Below are 16,485 nucleotides of genomic sequence, written 5' to 3'. Positions count from 1 at the left end.
ACAGGTGACCGCGCTCGCATTTAACCCCGGCGCGCTTTGGCCAGGAAGATGAGCAAGGCCACACCCGGCAACCCCGCCCCCACCAGCGCCACACCCTGCCAGCCAAACTGGCTGAACACCGCACTGGCCACCGCCGAACCCAGCGCCCCACCGAGGAAGATGCTGGTCATGTACACCGCGTTCAGCCGCCCGCGGCTGGCCGGGTCCAGCGCGTACACTTCACGCTGGCCGATGACCATGTTCATCTGCACCGCAAAATCCAGCAGCACGCCGGTCAGGCCCAGGCCGATCACGCTGTAGCCTGGCACCGTCAGCCCCAGCAACAGTGCCGCCGGCGCCAGCAACAACGCCAACAGCGAACCGGCCCGGGCATGCCCGGCATCGGCCAGGCGGCCGGCCATGGGTGCGGCAACGGCGCCCACCGCGCCCACCAGGGCGAATACCGCGATCTGGCTCTGCGACAGGCCATGCTCGGTTGCCAGGACCATCGGCACCGCCGTCCAGTAAAGGCTGAACGCCGCGAACATCAACGCCTGGTACAGCGAGCGCTGGCGCAGCAAGGGGTAACGGCGCAGCAGCGTGAGCAGCGACAGCATCAGGCCGGCATAGCTGGCCTTGTGCTCGGGCACCCGCCGCGGCAAGGTCAGGGTCAGCAGCAGGATGATCGCCAGCATCACCCCGGCAGCGCCAATGAACACCGCACGCCAGCCGAAGTAGTCGGCCACCAGGCTGGACAACGGCCGCGCCAGCAGGATACCCAGCAGCAGGCCACCCATGATGTTGCCGACCACCCGCCCACGCTGCAGCTCCGGCGCCAGGTGCGCCGCCAGCGGGATGAGCATCTGCACCGCCACGGAACTGAAACCGATCAGCAGTGCATAGCCGAGAAACAGCTGGCCCTGGCCGCTGCTGCTGGTGCCCGCCAGCAGCAGGCTGACGCAGGCCAGCACGGCGGTAGCCACCATCAAGCGGCGGTTTTCCAGCAGGTCGGCCAGCGGTACCAGCAACAGCAGGCCCAACGCATAGCCCAGTTGCGTGAGCGAAACGATCAGGCTGGCATGCTCGGTGGACAGCCCCAGGTCCGGGGCGATCAGGCCGACGATGGGTTGGGCATAGTAGATATTGGCGACGATCGCGCCGCAGCAGAACGCCAGCAGGGCGACCAGGGCCCGGCTGAGGCCGGTGACTGCAGGCTGCGCGGCGGCAAGGGAGGGATTCATGCGAGTGTCCTCGGCAATGGCTGGAATATGCCGGCCACCTTACCCAGACGCACTCCTGGCGAGAATCCAGCGCTGGCGCAACAGGGCTTTGCGCACTGCGCAACACTAGGTGCTGCGCTGCAGCAAATTTTCGCAAAAGTCGATAAAGGCATTCACCCGCCGCGAACCACGATGGTTGGGCAGGTACAGGGCGTTGATGCTGTCATTGGCCGCGCCGGGGCTGGCCTGCCAATCGGGGAACAGCCGTTGCAGTCGCCCGGCCGCCACATCCTCACGTACCAGCCAGTCGGCCAACAGCGCGATACCGCTGCCCGCCAGTGCGGTTTCGCGCAACATGTCGGCATTGGCACTGCGCAACGGCCCGCTCACATCCAGTTCCAGACTGTCCTGCCCACGGGACAGGCGCCAGGGGCGCCCTTTCTGCCCGTAGCGAAAGCGCAGGCAAGCGTGCTCGAGCAGCTGCCGCGGATGCTCCAGCGCGTCATGCCCGGCCAGGTAGCCCGGGCTGGCCACCAGCCAACGCTGGAAGCGACCCAGCTGGCGGCATACCAGCTCGTCATTGGGCGAGGGGTCGCCCAGGCGGATCGACAGGTCATAGCGCCCGTCAAGCAGGTCATCCAGGCGGTCGCTGAGGTCGATGTCCAGCTCCAGAGCCGGATGTTGCGCCAAAAACGGCCCCAGGTGCGGGGCAATGACCCGCCTGCCGAACTCCACCGGCAAGCACAGGCGCAGCACACCGACAGGCTCCTCGCCCCGGTCGGCGACACTGGCATCGGCCTCGTCCAGGGCCTCGAAAATACCCCGCGCGCGCTCGTAATAACGGGCGCCGGCCTCGGTCAGGCTGACCTGGCGGGTGGAGCGATTGAGCAAGGTGGTGCCCAACGCCGCTTCCAGGGCATCGACCAGGCGGGTCACCGACGATGTCGCCAGCCCGAGCCGGCGTGCGGCGGCAGAAAAGCCCTGGGCATCGACGGTGGCCACGAACATCTTCATCGCCAGGAGTTTGTCCATTTGTTGCCCGTCTTCCAAATCCCGGAAAGTTCTTACAAACAGCCGGGCCGGTCAAGAAGCGCGGCGCACGGCAATTGCGTCCATAGTGGAACCACCCCCTTCCAAACGAGGTTTTCCATGATCCCGACCAACCTGCTGACTGCCCTGCCCCCTTGCGACCCCACCAGCGCCGAATGGGTCGACCAACTGCTCAGCCGCCCGGGCGTGCGCGTGGAACGTATCGTCTCCAGCGGCCAGGCCAGCCCGCCCGGTTTCTGGTACGACCAGGCCGAAGGCGAATGGATCGTGCTGCTCAGTGGCGCCGCCGGCCTGCGTTTCGAGCACGAGAACCACACCCGCCTGCTGGCGCCGGGCGATTGCCTGGATATCCCGCCGCATTACCGCCACCGCGTGGAATGGACCGCCCCCGGCACCGCCACCATCTGGCTCGCGGTGTTCTACAGCAGCGGCACTCCGTGGCCGACGTGAATCCGCTAATCGAAAATCGAACGCGGGTTACCCAGCCGACATGAACACCCTGTTTACTGCAATTTTAAAAGCATGATCTAGACTTTTAGCCACATCTTGCAGAGTTCAGCCCTGCGACAATCCGCCCCACAAAATTATGTACCAACTTGTTAATTAGCAAGCTAAGAGATTACACTGCGCGCATTCCACCTGCTGAGATCCCTGGCATGAAAGAAACACCGCACGCCTCTGGCGCCACAAATATCATCCTGGTCGGCCTGGGCGTGATCATCGCCCTGCTCGGCCTCCTCCTGGCTGCGGGCGGCGTCAAGCTGGCCGGCCTGGGCGGTTCCTGGTACTTCCTGGTCGGCGGCCTGGCCATGGCCATCGCCGGCGTCCTCATCGCTCGCCGCAAACCGGCTGGCGCCTGGCTGTACGCGGCGTTCCTGGTCGGCACTGCCATCTGGGCGCTGATCGACGCTGGCCTGGTGTTCTGGCCGCTGTTCTCGCGCCTGTTCATGTTCGGCGCAATCGGCATGGTGGTGGCGCTGGTCTACCCACTGCTGGCCCGTGCCAATGGCACCAGCGCCGGCCGCGGTGCCTATGGCGTTGCCGGGGTGATGGCCGTGCTGCTGGTGATCGCCGCCGGCAACATGTTCGTCGCCCACCCAAGCGTCGCCCCCACCGGCAAAGGCCCGGGCATGACCCCGGTCGAGGCCGACAAGGCGCAGAAGGACTGGGCCCACTACGGCAACACCGAAGGTGGCAGCCGCTTCGCCGCGCTGGACCAGATCAACCGCGACAACGTCAACAAGCTGAAGGTAGCCTGGACCTACCACACCGGTGACGTGGCGTTCAGCGACGGCAACGGTGCCGAAGACCAGCTGACCCCGCTGCAGGTCGGCAACAAGGTGTTCATCTGCACCCCGCACAACAACCTGATCGCCCTCGATGCCGACACCGGCAAAGAGCTGTGGAAGAACGCGATCAACGCCCAGTCCAAGGTCTGGCAGCGTTGCCGTGGCATGGCCTACTTCGACGCCACTGCCGCCATCGCCCAGCCAACCCAGCCGAACAGCTCGCCAATCACTGCGGCCAGCGTACCGGCCGGTGCCAACTGCCAGCGTCGCCTGCTGACCAACACCATCGATGGCCGCCTGATTGCCGTCGACGCCGACACCGGCGAGTTCTGCCAGGGCTTCGGCAACAACGGCCAGGTCGACCTCAAGGCCGGCCTGGGCGATGTGCCGGACTCCTACTACCAGCTGTCCTCGGCCCCACTGATGGCCGGTACCACCGTGGTGGTCGGCGGCCGCGTCGCCGACAACGTCCAGACCGACATGCCAGGCGGCGTGATCCGTGGTTTCGACGTGATCACGGGTGAAATGCGCTGGGCCTTCGACCCCGGCAACCCGGAAGATCGCCAGGCGCCGCAGGGCGACAGCACCTATGTGCGCAGCACCCCCAACAGCTGGGCCCCGATGTCCTACGACCCGGCGATGAATACCGTGTTCCTGCCGATGGGCTCGTCGTCCACCGACATCTACGGTGTCGAACGCAGCAAGCTGGACCACACCTATGGCGCTTCGGTACTGGCCCTGGACGCCACCACCGGCAACCAGAAGTGGGTGTTCCAGACCGTGCACAACGACCTGTGGGACTTCGACCTGCCGATGCAGCCGAGCCTGATCGATTTCACCAAGGACGACGGCCAGTCGGTGCCTGCAGTGGTAATCGGCACCAAGGCCGGGCAGATCTACGTGCTCGACCGCGCCACCGGCAAGCCGCTGACCCAGGTCGACGAAGTACCGGTCAAGCCAAGCAACATCCCCAACGAGCCGTACTCGCCAACCCAGCCGAAGTCAGTGGGCATGCCACAGATCGGCGCGCAGACCCTGACCGAATCGGACATGTGGGGCGCAACCCCGTACGACCAGCTGCTGTGCCGCATCGACTTCAAGAAAATGCGCTACGACGGCCTGTACACCGCGCCGGGCACCGACCTGTCGCTGAGCTTCCCGGGTTCGCTGGGTGGCATGAACTGGGGCAGCATTTCCACCGACCCGGTACATGGTTTCATCTTCGTCAACGACATGCGCCTGGGCCTGTGGATCCAGATGATCCCGTCGCAGAACAAGGGCGGCGCCGCTTCCGGTGGCGAAGCGCTGAACACCGGCATGGGCGCAGTACCGCTCAAGGGCACCCCGTATGCGGTGAACAAGAACCGCTTCCTGTCGGTGGCCGGCATCCCGTGCCAGGCGCCGCCATTCGGCACCCTGACCGCCATCGACATGAAGACCCGCCAGGTGGCGTGGCAGGTACCGGTGGGTACCGTCGAGGACACCGGCCCGCTTGGCATCCGCATGCACCTGCCGATCAAGATCGGCCTGCCGACCCTGGGCGGCACCCTGTCGACCCAGGGTGGCCTGGTGTTCATCGCCGGCACCCAGGACTTCTACCTGCGCGCCTACGACAGCAGCAACGGCAACGAAATCTGGAAGGCTCGCCTGCCAGTGGGCAGCCAGGGCGGCCCGATGACCTACGTCTCGCCGAAGACCGGCAAGCAGTACGTGGTGATCACGGCTGGCGGCGCGCGCCAGTCGACTGACCGTGGCGACTACGTGATTTCTTACGCCTTGCCGTAACACCGCGTCGCCCCCTTCGCGGGTAAACCCGCTCCCACAGGAACTGCACAGTTTGCAAGGGCAGTGAAAATCCTGTGGGAGCGGGTTCACCCGCGAAGAGGCCTTAGAAGACAACCCGAGATTCAGCAATGCCATCCGCAATTCGCATCACCCCCACCCTGCTGCTGGCCCTGGCCAGCAGCACCGCCCTGGCCGACGGCGACCTGATGACCCGCAGCACCCTGACCGGTGACTGGGGCGGCCTGCGTCACCAGCTGGAAGAAGACGGCGTCAAGTTCACCGGCGACTACAGCGGCGAAACCGCCTACAACGCCCACGGTGGCCTGCACCGCTCGGCGCGCTACTCGCAAAACCTGAAACTGGGCGTGCAGTTCGACCTGTCGAAACTGTATGGCCTGGACAACGGCGGCAAGGTCCAGCTGACCATCAACGACCGCCGCGGCAACAGCGCCTCGGAAGACCTGGTGGGCAACCGCCTGCCGATCCAGGAAAACTTCGGCGGCCTGTACACCCGCCTGACCGAGCTGAGCTACGAGCGTACCCTGTTCACCCCGGCACTCAACGTCAAGCTCGGCTACATGGCCATGGGCAACGACCTCGGCGGCCTGGACAGTGGCATCCTGTGCAACTTCATGAACGCCGGCTTCTGCGGCCACCCGCTTAACATGTCTGGCGGCAGTGGCTGGACCAATTACCCCAATGCCCACCTGGGCGTGCGGGTGAAGTACGACCTGTCGCAGTCCTGGCAGCTGCGTGTGGCGGCGTTCAACGTCGACCCGGAAAGCAACGGCAACTCCAGCCGCGCCTGGCACCTGGGCCCCAAGCACACCACCGGCACCGTGGTACCGGTAGAGCTGGTGTACAAGCTGCAGGGCGAGCTGCCTGGCGAGTACAAACTGGGCTACTACTACGACAGCTCCGATGTGAAGCGCATCGGCAGCGACGAGGAAGTGTCCGGCCGCGGCGGCCACTATCTGCTGGCCGACCAGGCCGTGTGGAACGACCAGGGCTTGCCGGGCCGTAGCCTGCATGCCTTCGGCCAGTACTCGGCGTCGAGCAAGGCCGCCTCGCCGTTCACCAAGTGGTATGGCGCCGGCGTGGTGCTGTACAAGCCGTTCGCAGGCCGCCCGAAGGATACCGTGGCGCTGGGCTATGGCCGTGCCGTGCCCAACCCGCGTAGCCGCGACGTGCTGGAAGATGCCGCGTTCGATGCCGGGCAGCAGTTCCCCGATATCGACAGCGCCGAGCAACTGGTCGAGCTGAGCTATGGCTACCAGGCCACGCCGTGGCTGAACCTGCGCCCGGATGTGCAGTACATCATCGAGCCGGGCGCGTTCTCCGGGAAGGACATCGACAACGCGCTGGTGGTTGGCCTGCAGGTCAAGGCTACCTTCTGAAACCTTGATTGGGGCTGCTTTGCAGCCCTTCGCGGGCACGCCCGCTCCCACAGGTACTGCACAGCCCTTGAGACTGACGAGATCCAGTGGGAGCGGGCGTGCCCGCGAAGAAGCCAGCGCAATCAACCCTGCCTGAGGTAATCCACCAGCCTCAGCAACATGGCATCACACCCCCGCAACTGCTCGACGCTGACGAACTCATCCGGCTTGTGCCCCTGGTCCATACTCCCAGGCCCACACACCACAGTCGGGATGCCCGCCTGGTCGAACAGTCCACCTTCAGTACCAAACGCCACCGTACCGAACTCATCCGAACCACTGAGCAACGCCACCAGGCCAGCCGCCTCGCTATCCGCTGGCGTGGCCAGCCCCGGATACGCACTCAAGGGCTGCAGGCGAATGGCGCTGGCGGCATTGACCTTGCGCATGCGCGGCAGCAATTCGGCCTCGGCATAGGTTTGCAACTGGTCGGCCACTGTCTGCGCCTCGAACCCCGGCAAGGCCCGCACTTCGAAATCGAATTCGCATTCCGCCGGCACGATGTTCAGCGCCCTGCCCCCTTTGATCACACCAGTCTGCACAGTGGAGAACGGAGGGTCGAAGCGCTCGTCGTGATACTCCGGCAACGCCAGGGCATCACCGATATCACCCAGTTTGCCAATCAGCTTCGCCGCATACTCGATGGCATTCACCCCATACGGCGCATACGCCGAGTGGCAGGCCGCGCCATGCACCTGGCAACGCATCGCCAGCTTGCCCTTGTGCCCCAGCACCGGCTTGAGTTCGGTGGGTTCGCCAATCAGGCACAGCCGTGGCTTGTGCGGGCGCTGCTCCAGCGCGGCCAGCATCGAGCGCACCCCCAGGCAGCCGACTTCCTCGTCGTAGGAGAACGCCAGGTGCACCGGCATGCGCAACGGCTGGGCGAGAAACGCCGGTACAGCCGCCAGCATCGAAGCGATGAAGCCCTTCATGTCGGCCGTGCCGCGCCCATACAGGCGCCCGTCGCGCTCACTCAGGGCAAACGGCTCGACTGTCCAGGCCTGGCCGTCCACCGGCACCACATCGGTATGCCCGGACAGAACCACGCCGCCAACGTCCCGGGGGCCGATGGTGGCGAACAGGTTGGCCTTGGTGCCTTCCGGGTTATGGAACAGTTCGCTTTCCACCCCCAGCTCGGCCAGGTAGTCGCGGATGAAGCTGATCAGTTCGAGGTTGGAATCCCGGCTGACCGTGGCAAAGCCGATCAGCCTGGCCAGCAGCGCGCGACTGGCAAATTCACTCATCGCCCGGCACCCCGTAGCTTGGCGCGGCAGTCGGGTTGAGGGCGCGGGTGACGTAGTCCTGCATCTGCGGCCGATACGCCTGCCACAGGCCATCGAGCACGCCGATCGGGTCGGCCTCGGCCCAGTCCACGCGCAGGTCCACCAGCGGCCAGGTCAGCTCGCCGGCAATCTTCAACGCCGCCGAGTGCACAGGCCCCGCCTCGCCGCCTGCGGCCATCGCCGCGTGCATGGCCGCCAGCAGGCGGTCGGCCAGATGCCCGCCGGCTTGTTCAAAGGCCTGCACCATCGCCTCGATCACCTGGGTCGAGGCCAATAGGTTGCCTGCCGCCGCACATTGCTCACCGGCCACGGCGTGGTGTGTGCCCAGGGCTTCCTTGCCAGTGAACAGCGCCACCTGGCCATGGCTGTCGATCACCGTGAGCTGGCGGTACTCGCTCCAGCCATTGGCGCTCAGCACCCGGTCCAGCGCAGCGGCAGGCGGCAACTGGCCCTGTTCCAGGGCATCGAGAATCTGCGGGCCCAGCGCCGGCAAGGTGATGTTCTGGGTGGCGACCGCACCCACACCGGCACGCACCCACGGGCAGCGGGCGCCCACGGCGATGCTCGAAGAGCTGATGGCGATACCGACCTGGCCGGTTTCCTGGCAACGACCGATGATGGAAAAAGTCATGTCATGGTTCCTGTTGTGCTGTGCGATACACGGCATTCTGGGTGGAACCTTTCGGCCGGCGAAACGACCTTTTTCCGAGGGTTTGCAGAGGAAAAAACTATGACCACGAAACGTTCCGGAAAAACCCCGGCAAAGCTGCTGCGGGAACCGCTGCAGGCGGCAGGAATCAAGACCTTCGCCGTTTTATCGGCAAGCCCCAGCTAAATACTATTTTCGCCATTTCCACGGCATCCCTAGTCTGGCCCCAGGCAACGGCGGTCCTCCAAACCGACCTGACAAAAACCGCCTGAACAAGGGCTCGGACATGACACTGAACAACCTCGAAATCGACACCCTCGTCGTCGGCGCCGGCCAGGCCGGCGTGGCCATGAGCGAACACCTGAGCAAGCTTGGCGTGCCGCACCTGGTGCTGGAGCGCAAGCGTATCGCCGAGGCCTGGCGCACCGGCCGCTGGGACTCGCTGGTGGCCAACGGCCCGGTCTGGCACGACCGCTTCCCGGGGCTGGAATTCAACCTCGACGCCGACGCCTTCGCCGGCAAGGACCAGGTGGCCGACTACTTCGAGCAGTACGTACGCAAGTACAACCTGCCCGTACGCACCGGCATCGAAGTGAAGAAAGTGCTGCGCAACAGCGACCGCCCCGGTTTTACCATCGAAACCAATGAAGGCGTGATTCGCGCCAACCGCGTGGTCGCCGCCACCGGCCCGTTCCAGAAGCCGGTGATCCCGGCCATCGCGCCGAAAGACAGCAACCTGCACCAGATCCACTCCGCTGCCTACTACAACCCCGAGCAGTTGCCAGAAGGCGCTGTGCTGGTGGTCGGCGCCGGCTCCTCGGGCGTGCAGATCGCCGAAGAACTGATGCGTGCCGGGCGCCAGGTGTACCTCTCGGTCGGCGCCCACGATCGCCCGCCACGCGCTTACCGCAACCGCGACTTCTGCTGGTGGCTGGGCGTGCTGGGTGAGTGGGATGCGGAAATCGCCAAGCCTGGCCGCGAGCACGTGACCATTGCCGTCAGTGGCGCCCGTGGCGGCCACACCGTGGACTTCCGCGCCCTCGCCCACCAGGGCATGACCCTGGTCGGCCTGACCCAGTCGTTCGAGAACGGCGTGGCGCGCTTCCAGGACAACCTGGTCGAGAACATCAACCGCGGCGACGAAAACTACCTGGCCCTGCTGGATGCCGCCGATGCCTACATCGAACGCAACGGCCTGGACCTGCCGGAAGAGCCCGAAGCCCGCAAACGCCTGGCCGACCCGGAGTGCATGCGCAACCCGCTGCAGCAACTGGACCTGGCCAAGGCCGGCGTTACCAGCATCATCTGGGCCACCGGTTACGGTGTCGACTTCAGCTGGCTGCAGGTAGACACCTTCGACGCCAACGGCAAGCCCCAGCACCAACGCGGCGTGGCCCGCGAGCCGGGTGTGTACTTCCTTGGCCTGCCGTGGCTGTCGCGCCGTGGCTCGTCGTTCATCTGGGGCGTGTGGCACGACGCCAAGCACGTCGCCGGCCACATCGCCACGCAACGCACCTATACCGCCTACCGCGACCGCGAACAACGCGCAGCGGATGAGCAGCAACAACCCAAGATCAGCAACGTCAGCACCCTCGGAGCCCACTGATGCCTACCCATACTCGCATCCGCATGTTCAACACCAAGGTCACCTACCCCAACCAGACCTTGGACAACGACCTGTGCCAGGCGGTACGCGCCGGCAACACCATCTACGTGCGCGGCCAGGTCGGCACCGACTTCGAAGGCAACCTGGTGGGCCTGGGCGACCCACGGGCGCAGGCCGAGCAGGCGATGAAGAACGTCAAGCAACTGCTCGAAGAAGCCGGCTCGGACCTGTCGCACATCGTCAAGACCACCACCTACATCACCGACCCGCGCTTCCGCGAGCCGGTGTACAAGGAGGTAGGCAAGTGGCTCAAGGGCGTGTTCCCGATTTCCACCGGGCTGGTGGTGGCCGGCTTGGCCCAGGCCGAGTGGCTGATGGAGATCGATGTGATCGCTGTGGTGCCTGATTCGGTCTGACCGATCGGTCCAACCTGTAGGAGCGGCCTTGTGTCGCGAAAGGGCTGCAAAGCAGCCCCAGCAATTTCAACTGTTGCGCATCAATCCTGGGGCCGCGTTGCGGCCCTTTCGCGACACAAGGCCGCTCCTACAGGGAGCGCGCCAGCTTTTGAAATGGGCTAGAAACCCACTGTCGCCGACAGCAGGAAGGCCCTGCGGTGGCCGCAGAACCAAGCGGTTTGTTACCTGTCAGGCAATCGCCGCATCCACCAGCACTTGCGCTTCCTGCACCAGGCGCTGCAGGTGCGCCTCGTCGATGAAGCTTTCGGCGTAGATCTTGTAGATGTCCTCGGTGCCCGAAGGGCGCGCGGCGAACCAGCCATTGGCAGTCATCACCTTCAGCCCGCCAATCGCCTGGCCGTTGCCCGGTGCATGGCTGAGGATCTGCACGATCGGCTCACCCGCCAACTCGGTCGACTTCACCTGCTCCGGCGCCAGCTTGCTCAGCAAAGCCTTTTGCCGGGCATCGGCCTTGGCTTCGACACGGGTGGCGAACGGCTTGCCCAGCGCCTCGGTCAGGTCAGCGTAGGCCTGGCTCGGGTTGCGCCCGGTGCGGGCAGTCATCTCGGCAGCCAGCAAGGCCGGGATCAGCCCGTCCTTGTCGGTGGCCCAGACCGAGCCATCGCGGCGCAGGAACGAAGCCCCCGCGCTTTCCTCGCCACCAAAGCCCAACGTGCCGTCGAACAGGCCCTGGGCGAAGAACTTGAAGCCCACCGGCACTTCGTACAGCTCACGGCCCAAGCGCTGGGTGACGCGGTCGATCAGGCCGCTGGAGACCACGGTCTTGCCGACGGCGGCATCGCTGCGCCATTGCGGGCGGTGGCGGTACAGGTAGTCGATGGCCACGGCCAGGTAGTTGTTCGGCTGCAGCAGGCCATCGGGGGTGACGATGCCATGGCGGTCGTGGTCGGGGTCGCAGGCGAAGGCCACGTCGAAGCGTTCGCGCAGGCCGATCAGGCCCTGCATGGCATAGGGCGAGGACGGGTCCATGCGGATCTGGCCGTCCCAGTCGACGGTCATGAAGCGGAAGGTCGGGTCAACCTCGGTGTTCACCACTTCCAGGTCGAGCTGGTAATGCTTGGCGATCGCCGACCAGTAGCGCACCCCTGCCCCGCCCAGCGGGTCGACGCCCAGGCGCAGCTTGGCAGCGCGGATGACGTCGAAGTCGATGACGTTTTCCAGGTCGGCCACGTAGTTGCTCACGTAGTCGTGGCGCTGGGTAGTGGATGCCTGCAACGCCTGGGCATGGTCCATGCGCTTGACGCCCGCCAGGTCAGCGGCCAGCAGTTCGTTGGCCTTGGCCTCGATCCACTTGGTCACATCGCTGTCGGCCGGGCCGCCATTGGGCGGGTTGTACTTGAAGCCACCACTCTGCGGCGGGTTGTGCGATGGGGTGATGACGATGCCGTCGGCCAGGCCCTGCTCGCGGCCACGGTTATGGCAGAGGATGGCATGGGAAACAGCCGGCGTCGGCGTGTATTCGTCGTCCTTGGACAGCATTATCTGCACGCCATTGGCAGCCAGCACTTCCAGGGCGCTGGCGGTAGCCGGTGCCGACAGTGCGTGGGTGTCGGCGCCGATGAACAGCGGGCCATCGATGCCCTTCTCCTGGCGATACAGGCAGATGGCCTGGGTAATGGCCAGGACGTGGTACTCGTTGAAGCTCAATTCAAGCGAAGTGCCACGGTGCCCCGAGGTGCCGAAGGCCACCCGCTGGGCCGCCACGGCAGCGTCGGGGCGGCCGGTGTAGTAGGCGGTGAGCAGCCGGGGAATATCGACCAGCACGCTGGCCGGAGCCGGCTTGCCTGCCAAAGGACTGAGCGTCATGCAGAAACCTCGAGTTCAACAGATGTTGGTGTTGGAGCGTGCAGTTTACTGAGAGTTGCTTTGCTGCGCGATGGGCGGCAGCAAAGAATCAGTGAGTACACCGCATACCCTGTGGGAGCGGCCTTGTGTCGCGAAAGGGCCGCAACGCGGCCCCAGGATTGATGCGCAACAGTTGAAATTGCCGGGGCTGCTTTGCAGCCCTTTCGCGACACAAGGCCGCTCCCACAGGGATCGCGCCAACTTTTTGGAATTTGAGCAAAACAGGTGCTCCCAGAGGGTACTTGCCAGCCACCGCGGTGCCTGCTTCGCGGGCTCGCCCGCTCCCACAATGGACCCGAGCATGTCCCTCGTCTCTGTAATGACCGTCTAGAGTGGTACCCATACCCCCGAAAACGAGGTTCCATGGCTTTCCACCGCCTGACCCACACCCACCCGCGCCTGAGCATCGCCACTGTGGTCGGCCTGCTCGGCGCCTGGCTGATCCCTGCCGGCGACAGCGTGCAGCACATCCTCGCCGGCTGGAATCTTGGCGTATGGCTGTACCTGCTGCTGGTGCTCTACCTGACCTTGAGCGCCAATGCGGAAAAGGTACGCAAGGTCGCCCGCGTCGAAGACGAAAACGCCGGCCTGGTCCTGCTCACCGTGTGCATCGCCGCCATCGCCAGCCTCGCCGCCGTCACCCTGCAACTGGTGTCCAGCCGTGGCCTGCAAGGCACGGCGCTGGTCGTGCACTACCTCTACACCGGCCTGACCGTGGCCGGCTCCTGGCTGTTGATCGGCTGCATTTTCAGCCTGCACTACGCGCGGCTGTTCTATACCGGACAAAACCACGAACCGCCGCTGCGCTTCGCCGATGGCGAACGCAACCCCGATTACTGGGACTTCCACTACTTCTCGTTCACCATCAGCGTGGCGGTACAAACCTCAGACGTGGGCGTCGCTGGGCGGGGCCTACGGCGGGTAGTGCTGGCACATTCACTAGTGGGGTTCGCATTCAACACGGCGATCCTGGGATTCACCATCAACATCGCTGCCGGGCTGCTCGGCTGATTGCACCGCTCGTCCGAAAACATCGTGCGGAGATGTCGATCAAAGTGGCAGAGCCTGGCGGGTTATCTGCCGTCAACATGCCGGGAAAACGTTTGCCTTGCGGCCCTGCGCCAAATGCCCTGCATGACAAGGATGTGACCGCTGTCATGCATTAGCACATTTGTCGTATTTGCAGCCGAGAATACTCCGTGACAGGTGCTATGGTTACTTTCCCGGCGGCCGCATCGATGTGGCCACCCGCTCACCACGTCCAGGTACGGACAAGGAGGCTGGCATGAACAAGATGACGTTCCCCAACGCCTGCCAGGTGATGCGCTGGCATTTCCACCCGCTGGGCTTCGAAGCCAGCATGGATGCGCCGCGCAGCATGGTCGCGCGGCTGTTCGACCGCGCCACCGGCGAAACCCTGCTGGCGATTGCCGGCATCCCCTGCTCGGCGATCATGGCCGCCGCCGATGTAGAGCGCATCATCGAGGCCGTCGAGGCGGAGATGGATACCTTCATGCCCGCCTTCACCCTGCGCGACGCGGTCTAGCCCGCTGCGGTACTTTCCTGGCGCATGGCCTGCAACTTGCGCATGAACTGCTCGGCCGGCACCGGCTGGCCCAGCAGGTAGCCTTGCAGCGAATCGCAGCCCAGGCGGGTCAGGAAGTCCTGCTGCCTGTCAGTCTCCACCCCTTCAGCGACGATGCGCAGGCCCAGCGCCTGGCCCAGCGCCACGATTGCCGAAACGATCGCCGCATCGTCGCTGTCCTGCTCCAGGTCGCGCACGAAACCGCGGTCGATCTTCAGCTCGTTGGCCGGCAGGCGCTTGAGGTACATCAGGCTGGAATAGCCGGTGCCAAAGTCATCGATGGACAGGTCCACGCCCATGTCGGACAGCCGCTGCAGCACCGTCAGGCTGGCATCGGCGTCGTGCATGGCGGTGGTTTCGGTAATTTCCAGGGTCAGGCAGTTGGCCGGCAGGTTGTTCTGCTGCAGGGCCCGGGCCACGCTTTCGACCAGCCCGGCATGGCAGAACTGGATGGCAGACAGGTTCACCGCCATGCGCCAGCCGTGGTGCCCCTGGTCCAGCCACTGGCGCATCTGCCGGCAGGCCTCGATGAGCACCCATTCGCCAATGGGAATGATCAGGCCGGTCTTTTCCGCCAGGCCGATGAAACGGTCGGGCAGCAACAGGCCCTGCTGCGGGTGCTCCCAGCGCAGCAAGGCCTCGGCACCGATCGGCTGGCAATTCTGGGCGTCGAACTTGGGCTGGTAGTGCAGGCGGAACTGACGCTGCTCCAGGGCCTGGCGCAGGTCCTGCAATAGCTGCAATTGCTGGCGGGCGTTGCTGTTCATCGACACGTCGAAGAAGCTGTAGCCATTCTTGCCGGCGCTCTTGGCGTGGTACATGGCGGCGTCGGCATTGCGCAGCAACTCGTGCTGGTCCTGGCCATTGCCCGGGTACAGGACGATGCCCAGGCTCGCCGTCAGCTGCAGGTCATGCTCGGCCACGCGGAACGGCCGTGATACCAGGTTGACCTGCTTGACCGCCACATCCATGGCATCGTTCGGCTCGCGCAGCTGCACCAGCAGCACGAATTCGTCACCGCCGATGCGCGCCAGCGTGTCCTGGCTGTGCAGGTGCCCGCGCAGGCGTGTCGCCACCGCCTTGAGCAGCAAGTCGCCGACGTGGTGGCCGAAGGCATCGTTGACGGGCTTGAAGCCGTCCAGGTCGATGAACATCAGGGCAAAGCAGCCGCCCTGCTCCGCTACCTTGGCGATGGCCTGCTCGATACGGTCGGCCAGCAAAGTACGGTTGGGCAGGTCGGTGAGGGTGTCGTGCAGGGCCAGCTGGGTCAGTTCCTGGTTGGCCAGGGTCAGCGAACGGGCCAGCTCGGCGGTGCGTGCCTCCAGGCGGGCATCCAGCACCGAGGTGAGCAAGGCCACCGCCAGTACCGCCAGGGTGGTGATCAGCACCAGGTAGACCAGGCCGTCGCCTTGCAGCCCTCCCCCGGCCAGCGCACCGCAGAAGCTGCCTTCGGGGAAATTCGCCGCGGCCATACCGGTGTAGTGCATGCCGACGATGGCAAAGCCCATCACTACTGCCGCCAGGCCGCGAATCTGCCGCACATAAGGGGTGTGCGCGCGCAGACGGAAGGCGATCCACAAGGCCGCTGCCGAGGCGCCCACGGCAATCAGCAGCGAGGCCCCGAACAGCGTCGGGTCATAGTCGATGCCCGGCAGCATGCGCAGCGCGGCCATGCCGGTGTAGTGCATGCAGGCGATGCCGGCGCCCATGATCAGCGCGCCAAACGCCAGCTGCTGCCACGGCAGGCTCGGCTGGCTGACCAGCCACAAGGCAAAGCCCGAGGACAACACGGCAATCAGCAGCGAGAAAGCGGTCAGGGCCAGGTCGTAGCCCAGATCGATGGGCAGGCTGAAGGCGAGCATGCCGATGAAGTGCATCGACCACACGCCGATGCCCATGGCCAGCGCGCCACCCCCCATCCACAGGCAGGCAGCCCGGCCTTTGGCCGTGGCGATGCGGCCGGTCAGGTCAAGGGCGGTATAGGACGCCAGGATCGCCACGCACAGCGAAATCAACACCAGCGAAGAGGAGTAGCTACCGGTCAGCATTGGGAGTTCCAGCGACGGGACGGGAGGCCCGGAAAAAGCTGACGATTGTACTCAAGCTTAGGCGAAACGCACGGGGTTTTTGCGAATGGGAATGGATCCAAAGCCCGCATGGGGCTGCTGCGCAGCCCATCGCCGGCAAGCCGGCTCCCACCTTGACCGCATCGACCTCAGGGATTGCACAGTACCTGTGGGAGCCGGCTTGCCGGCGATGAGACCGGTACAGCAATTCGCTGT

At 65.1% G+C, this 16,485-nt stretch carries 13 protein-coding genes; 7 read left to right on the top strand and 6 right to left on the bottom strand.

The window, feature by feature from the left end; all coding sequences use genetic code 11:
- Positions 1-20: 20 nt before the first annotated feature.
- Positions 21-1,220 carry an MFS transporter gene (locus tag ABX298_RS22150; protein WP_367393644.1) on the bottom strand — a complete coding sequence of 400 codons (1,200 nt, stop codon included), beginning with the start codon at positions 1,218-1,220 and terminating at the stop codon, positions 21-23.
- Positions 1,221-1,325: 105 nt separating this feature from the next.
- Positions 1,326-2,231: a LysR family transcriptional regulator gene (locus ABX298_RS22145; protein ID WP_286919350.1), complete on the bottom strand. Its 906-nt coding sequence runs from the start codon at positions 2,229-2,231 to the stop codon at positions 1,326-1,328.
- 117 nt (positions 2,232-2,348) lie between these two features.
- Here ABX298_RS22145 and ABX298_RS22140 point away from each other — a divergent pair, with 117 nt between their 5' ends.
- The 3 genes from ABX298_RS22140 (at position 2,349) to ABX298_RS22130 (ending at position 6,720) form a co-directional block, all read left to right on the top strand.
- Positions 2,349-2,699, top strand: coding sequence for a cupin (locus ABX298_RS22140; RefSeq protein ID WP_075045008.1), 351 nt, complete (start codon positions 2,349-2,351; stop codon positions 2,697-2,699).
- Between the two features lie 206 nt (positions 2,700-2,905).
- Positions 2,906-5,323, top strand: coding sequence for a glucose/quinate/shikimate family membrane-bound PQQ-dependent dehydrogenase (locus tag ABX298_RS22135; RefSeq protein WP_367393643.1), 2,418 nt, complete (start codon positions 2,906-2,908; stop codon positions 5,321-5,323).
- Between the two features lie 128 nt (positions 5,324-5,451).
- Positions 5,452-6,720, top strand: a complete 1,269-nt coding sequence (locus ABX298_RS22130) for a carbohydrate porin (RefSeq protein ID WP_367393642.1) — start codon at positions 5,452-5,454, stop codon at positions 6,718-6,720.
- A gap of 122 nt (positions 6,721-6,842) precedes the next feature.
- Here the strand turns inward: ABX298_RS22130 and argE are convergent, their stop codons facing one another.
- A complete protein-coding gene (gene argE, locus ABX298_RS22125) occupies positions 6,843-8,003 on the bottom strand; it encodes an acetylornithine deacetylase (protein WP_367393641.1) in 1,161 nt (386 codons plus the stop codon).
- Positions 7,996-8,673 (bottom strand): DUF1028 domain-containing protein, encoded by a 678-nt coding sequence (locus ABX298_RS22120; RefSeq protein WP_013972966.1) that lies wholly within the window; start codon positions 8,671-8,673, stop codon positions 7,996-7,998. The genes argE and ABX298_RS22120 overlap by 8 nt, the downstream gene beginning before the upstream one ends.
- Positions 8,674-8,977: 304 nt before the next feature.
- Between ABX298_RS22120 and ABX298_RS22115 the strand changes: the two genes are divergently transcribed.
- Positions 8,978-10,297 carry an NAD(P)/FAD-dependent oxidoreductase gene (locus tag ABX298_RS22115; protein ID WP_025338852.1) on the top strand — a complete coding sequence of 440 codons (1,320 nt, stop codon included), beginning with the start codon at positions 8,978-8,980 and terminating at the stop codon, positions 10,295-10,297.
- Complete coding sequence (locus ABX298_RS22110; RefSeq protein WP_025338851.1) at positions 10,297-10,713, top strand: RidA family protein; 417 nt, start codon at positions 10,297-10,299, stop codon at positions 10,711-10,713. The genes ABX298_RS22115 and ABX298_RS22110 overlap by 1 nt, the downstream gene beginning before the upstream one ends.
- 228 nt (positions 10,714-10,941) lie before the next feature.
- Here ABX298_RS22110 and pgm read toward each other — a convergent pair whose 3' ends face one another.
- Entirely contained in the window at positions 10,942-12,579 is a 1,638-nt protein-coding gene (gene pgm, locus ABX298_RS22105; RefSeq protein ID WP_367393640.1) for a phosphoglucomutase (alpha-D-glucose-1,6-bisphosphate-dependent), read from the bottom strand.
- A 402-nt stretch (positions 12,580-12,981) separates the two neighbouring features.
- Between pgm and ABX298_RS22100 the strand changes: the two genes are divergently transcribed.
- Together ABX298_RS22100 and ABX298_RS22095 are read left to right on the top strand one after the other, a co-directional pair.
- A complete protein-coding gene (locus ABX298_RS22100) occupies positions 12,982-13,629 on the top strand; it encodes a DUF1345 domain-containing protein (RefSeq protein WP_367393639.1) in 648 nt (215 codons plus the stop codon).
- A 274-nt stretch (positions 13,630-13,903) separates the two neighbouring features.
- Positions 13,904-14,164 (top strand): DUF1652 domain-containing protein, encoded by a 261-nt coding sequence (locus ABX298_RS22095; protein ID WP_013972974.1) that lies wholly within the window; start codon positions 13,904-13,906, stop codon positions 14,162-14,164.
- Here ABX298_RS22095 and ABX298_RS22090 read toward each other — a convergent pair.
- Positions 14,161-16,251: a putative bifunctional diguanylate cyclase/phosphodiesterase gene (locus ABX298_RS22090; protein ID WP_367393638.1), complete on the bottom strand. Its 2,091-nt coding sequence runs from the start codon at positions 16,249-16,251 to the stop codon at positions 14,161-14,163. The genes ABX298_RS22095 and ABX298_RS22090 overlap by 4 nt on opposite strands.
- Positions 16,252-16,485 lie beyond the last annotated feature (234 nt).

It is taken from the genome of Pseudomonas sp. X4 (genome assembly GCF_040784925.1).
GTDB classification, from domain to species: Bacteria; Pseudomonadota; Gammaproteobacteria; order Pseudomonadales; family Pseudomonadaceae; genus Aquipseudomonas; species Aquipseudomonas putida_Z.
Note: the sequence above shows the minus strand (reverse complement) of the source record. Positions and strands in the feature narration are given on the sequence as shown.

What these genes read in the sequence shown, in the direction of transcription:
- ABX298_RS22120 (WP_013972966.1), bottom strand. Translation starts at nt 8,673, where the DNA reads ATGACTTTTTCCATCATCGGTCGTTGCCAGGAAACCGGCCAGGTCGGT.
- argE (WP_367393641.1), bottom strand. Translation starts at nt 8,003, where the DNA reads ATGAGTGAATTTGCCAGTCGCGCGCTGCTGGCCAGGCTGATCGGCTTT.
- ABX298_RS22100 (WP_367393639.1), top strand. Translation starts at nt 12,982, where the DNA reads ATGGCTTTCCACCGCCTGACCCACACCCACCCGCGCCTGAGCATCGCC.
- ABX298_RS22140 (WP_075045008.1), top strand. Translation starts at nt 2,349, where the DNA reads ATGATCCCGACCAACCTGCTGACTGCCCTGCCCCCTTGCGACCCCACC.
- ABX298_RS22090 (WP_367393638.1), bottom strand. Translation starts at nt 16,251, where the DNA reads ATGCTGACCGGTAGCTACTCCTCTTCGCTGGTGTTGATTTCGCTGTGC.
- ABX298_RS22110 (WP_025338851.1), top strand. Translation starts at nt 10,297, where the DNA reads ATGCCTACCCATACTCGCATCCGCATGTTCAACACCAAGGTCACCTAC.
- ABX298_RS22150 (WP_367393644.1), bottom strand. Translation starts at nt 1,220, where the DNA reads ATGAATCCCTCCCTTGCCGCCGCGCAGCCTGCAGTCACCGGCCTCAGC.
- pgm (WP_367393640.1), bottom strand. Translation starts at nt 12,579, where the DNA reads ATGACGCTCAGTCCTTTGGCAGGCAAGCCGGCTCCGGCCAGCGTGCTG.
- ABX298_RS22130 (WP_367393642.1), top strand. Translation starts at nt 5,452, where the DNA reads ATGCCATCCGCAATTCGCATCACCCCCACCCTGCTGCTGGCCCTGGCC.
- ABX298_RS22095 (WP_013972974.1), top strand. Translation starts at nt 13,904, where the DNA reads ATGAACAAGATGACGTTCCCCAACGCCTGCCAGGTGATGCGCTGGCAT.
- ABX298_RS22145 (WP_286919350.1), bottom strand. Translation starts at nt 2,231, where the DNA reads ATGGACAAACTCCTGGCGATGAAGATGTTCGTGGCCACCGTCGATGCC.
- ABX298_RS22115 (WP_025338852.1), top strand. Translation starts at nt 8,978, where the DNA reads ATGACACTGAACAACCTCGAAATCGACACCCTCGTCGTCGGCGCCGGC.
- ABX298_RS22135 (WP_367393643.1), top strand. Translation starts at nt 2,906, where the DNA reads ATGAAAGAAACACCGCACGCCTCTGGCGCCACAAATATCATCCTGGTC.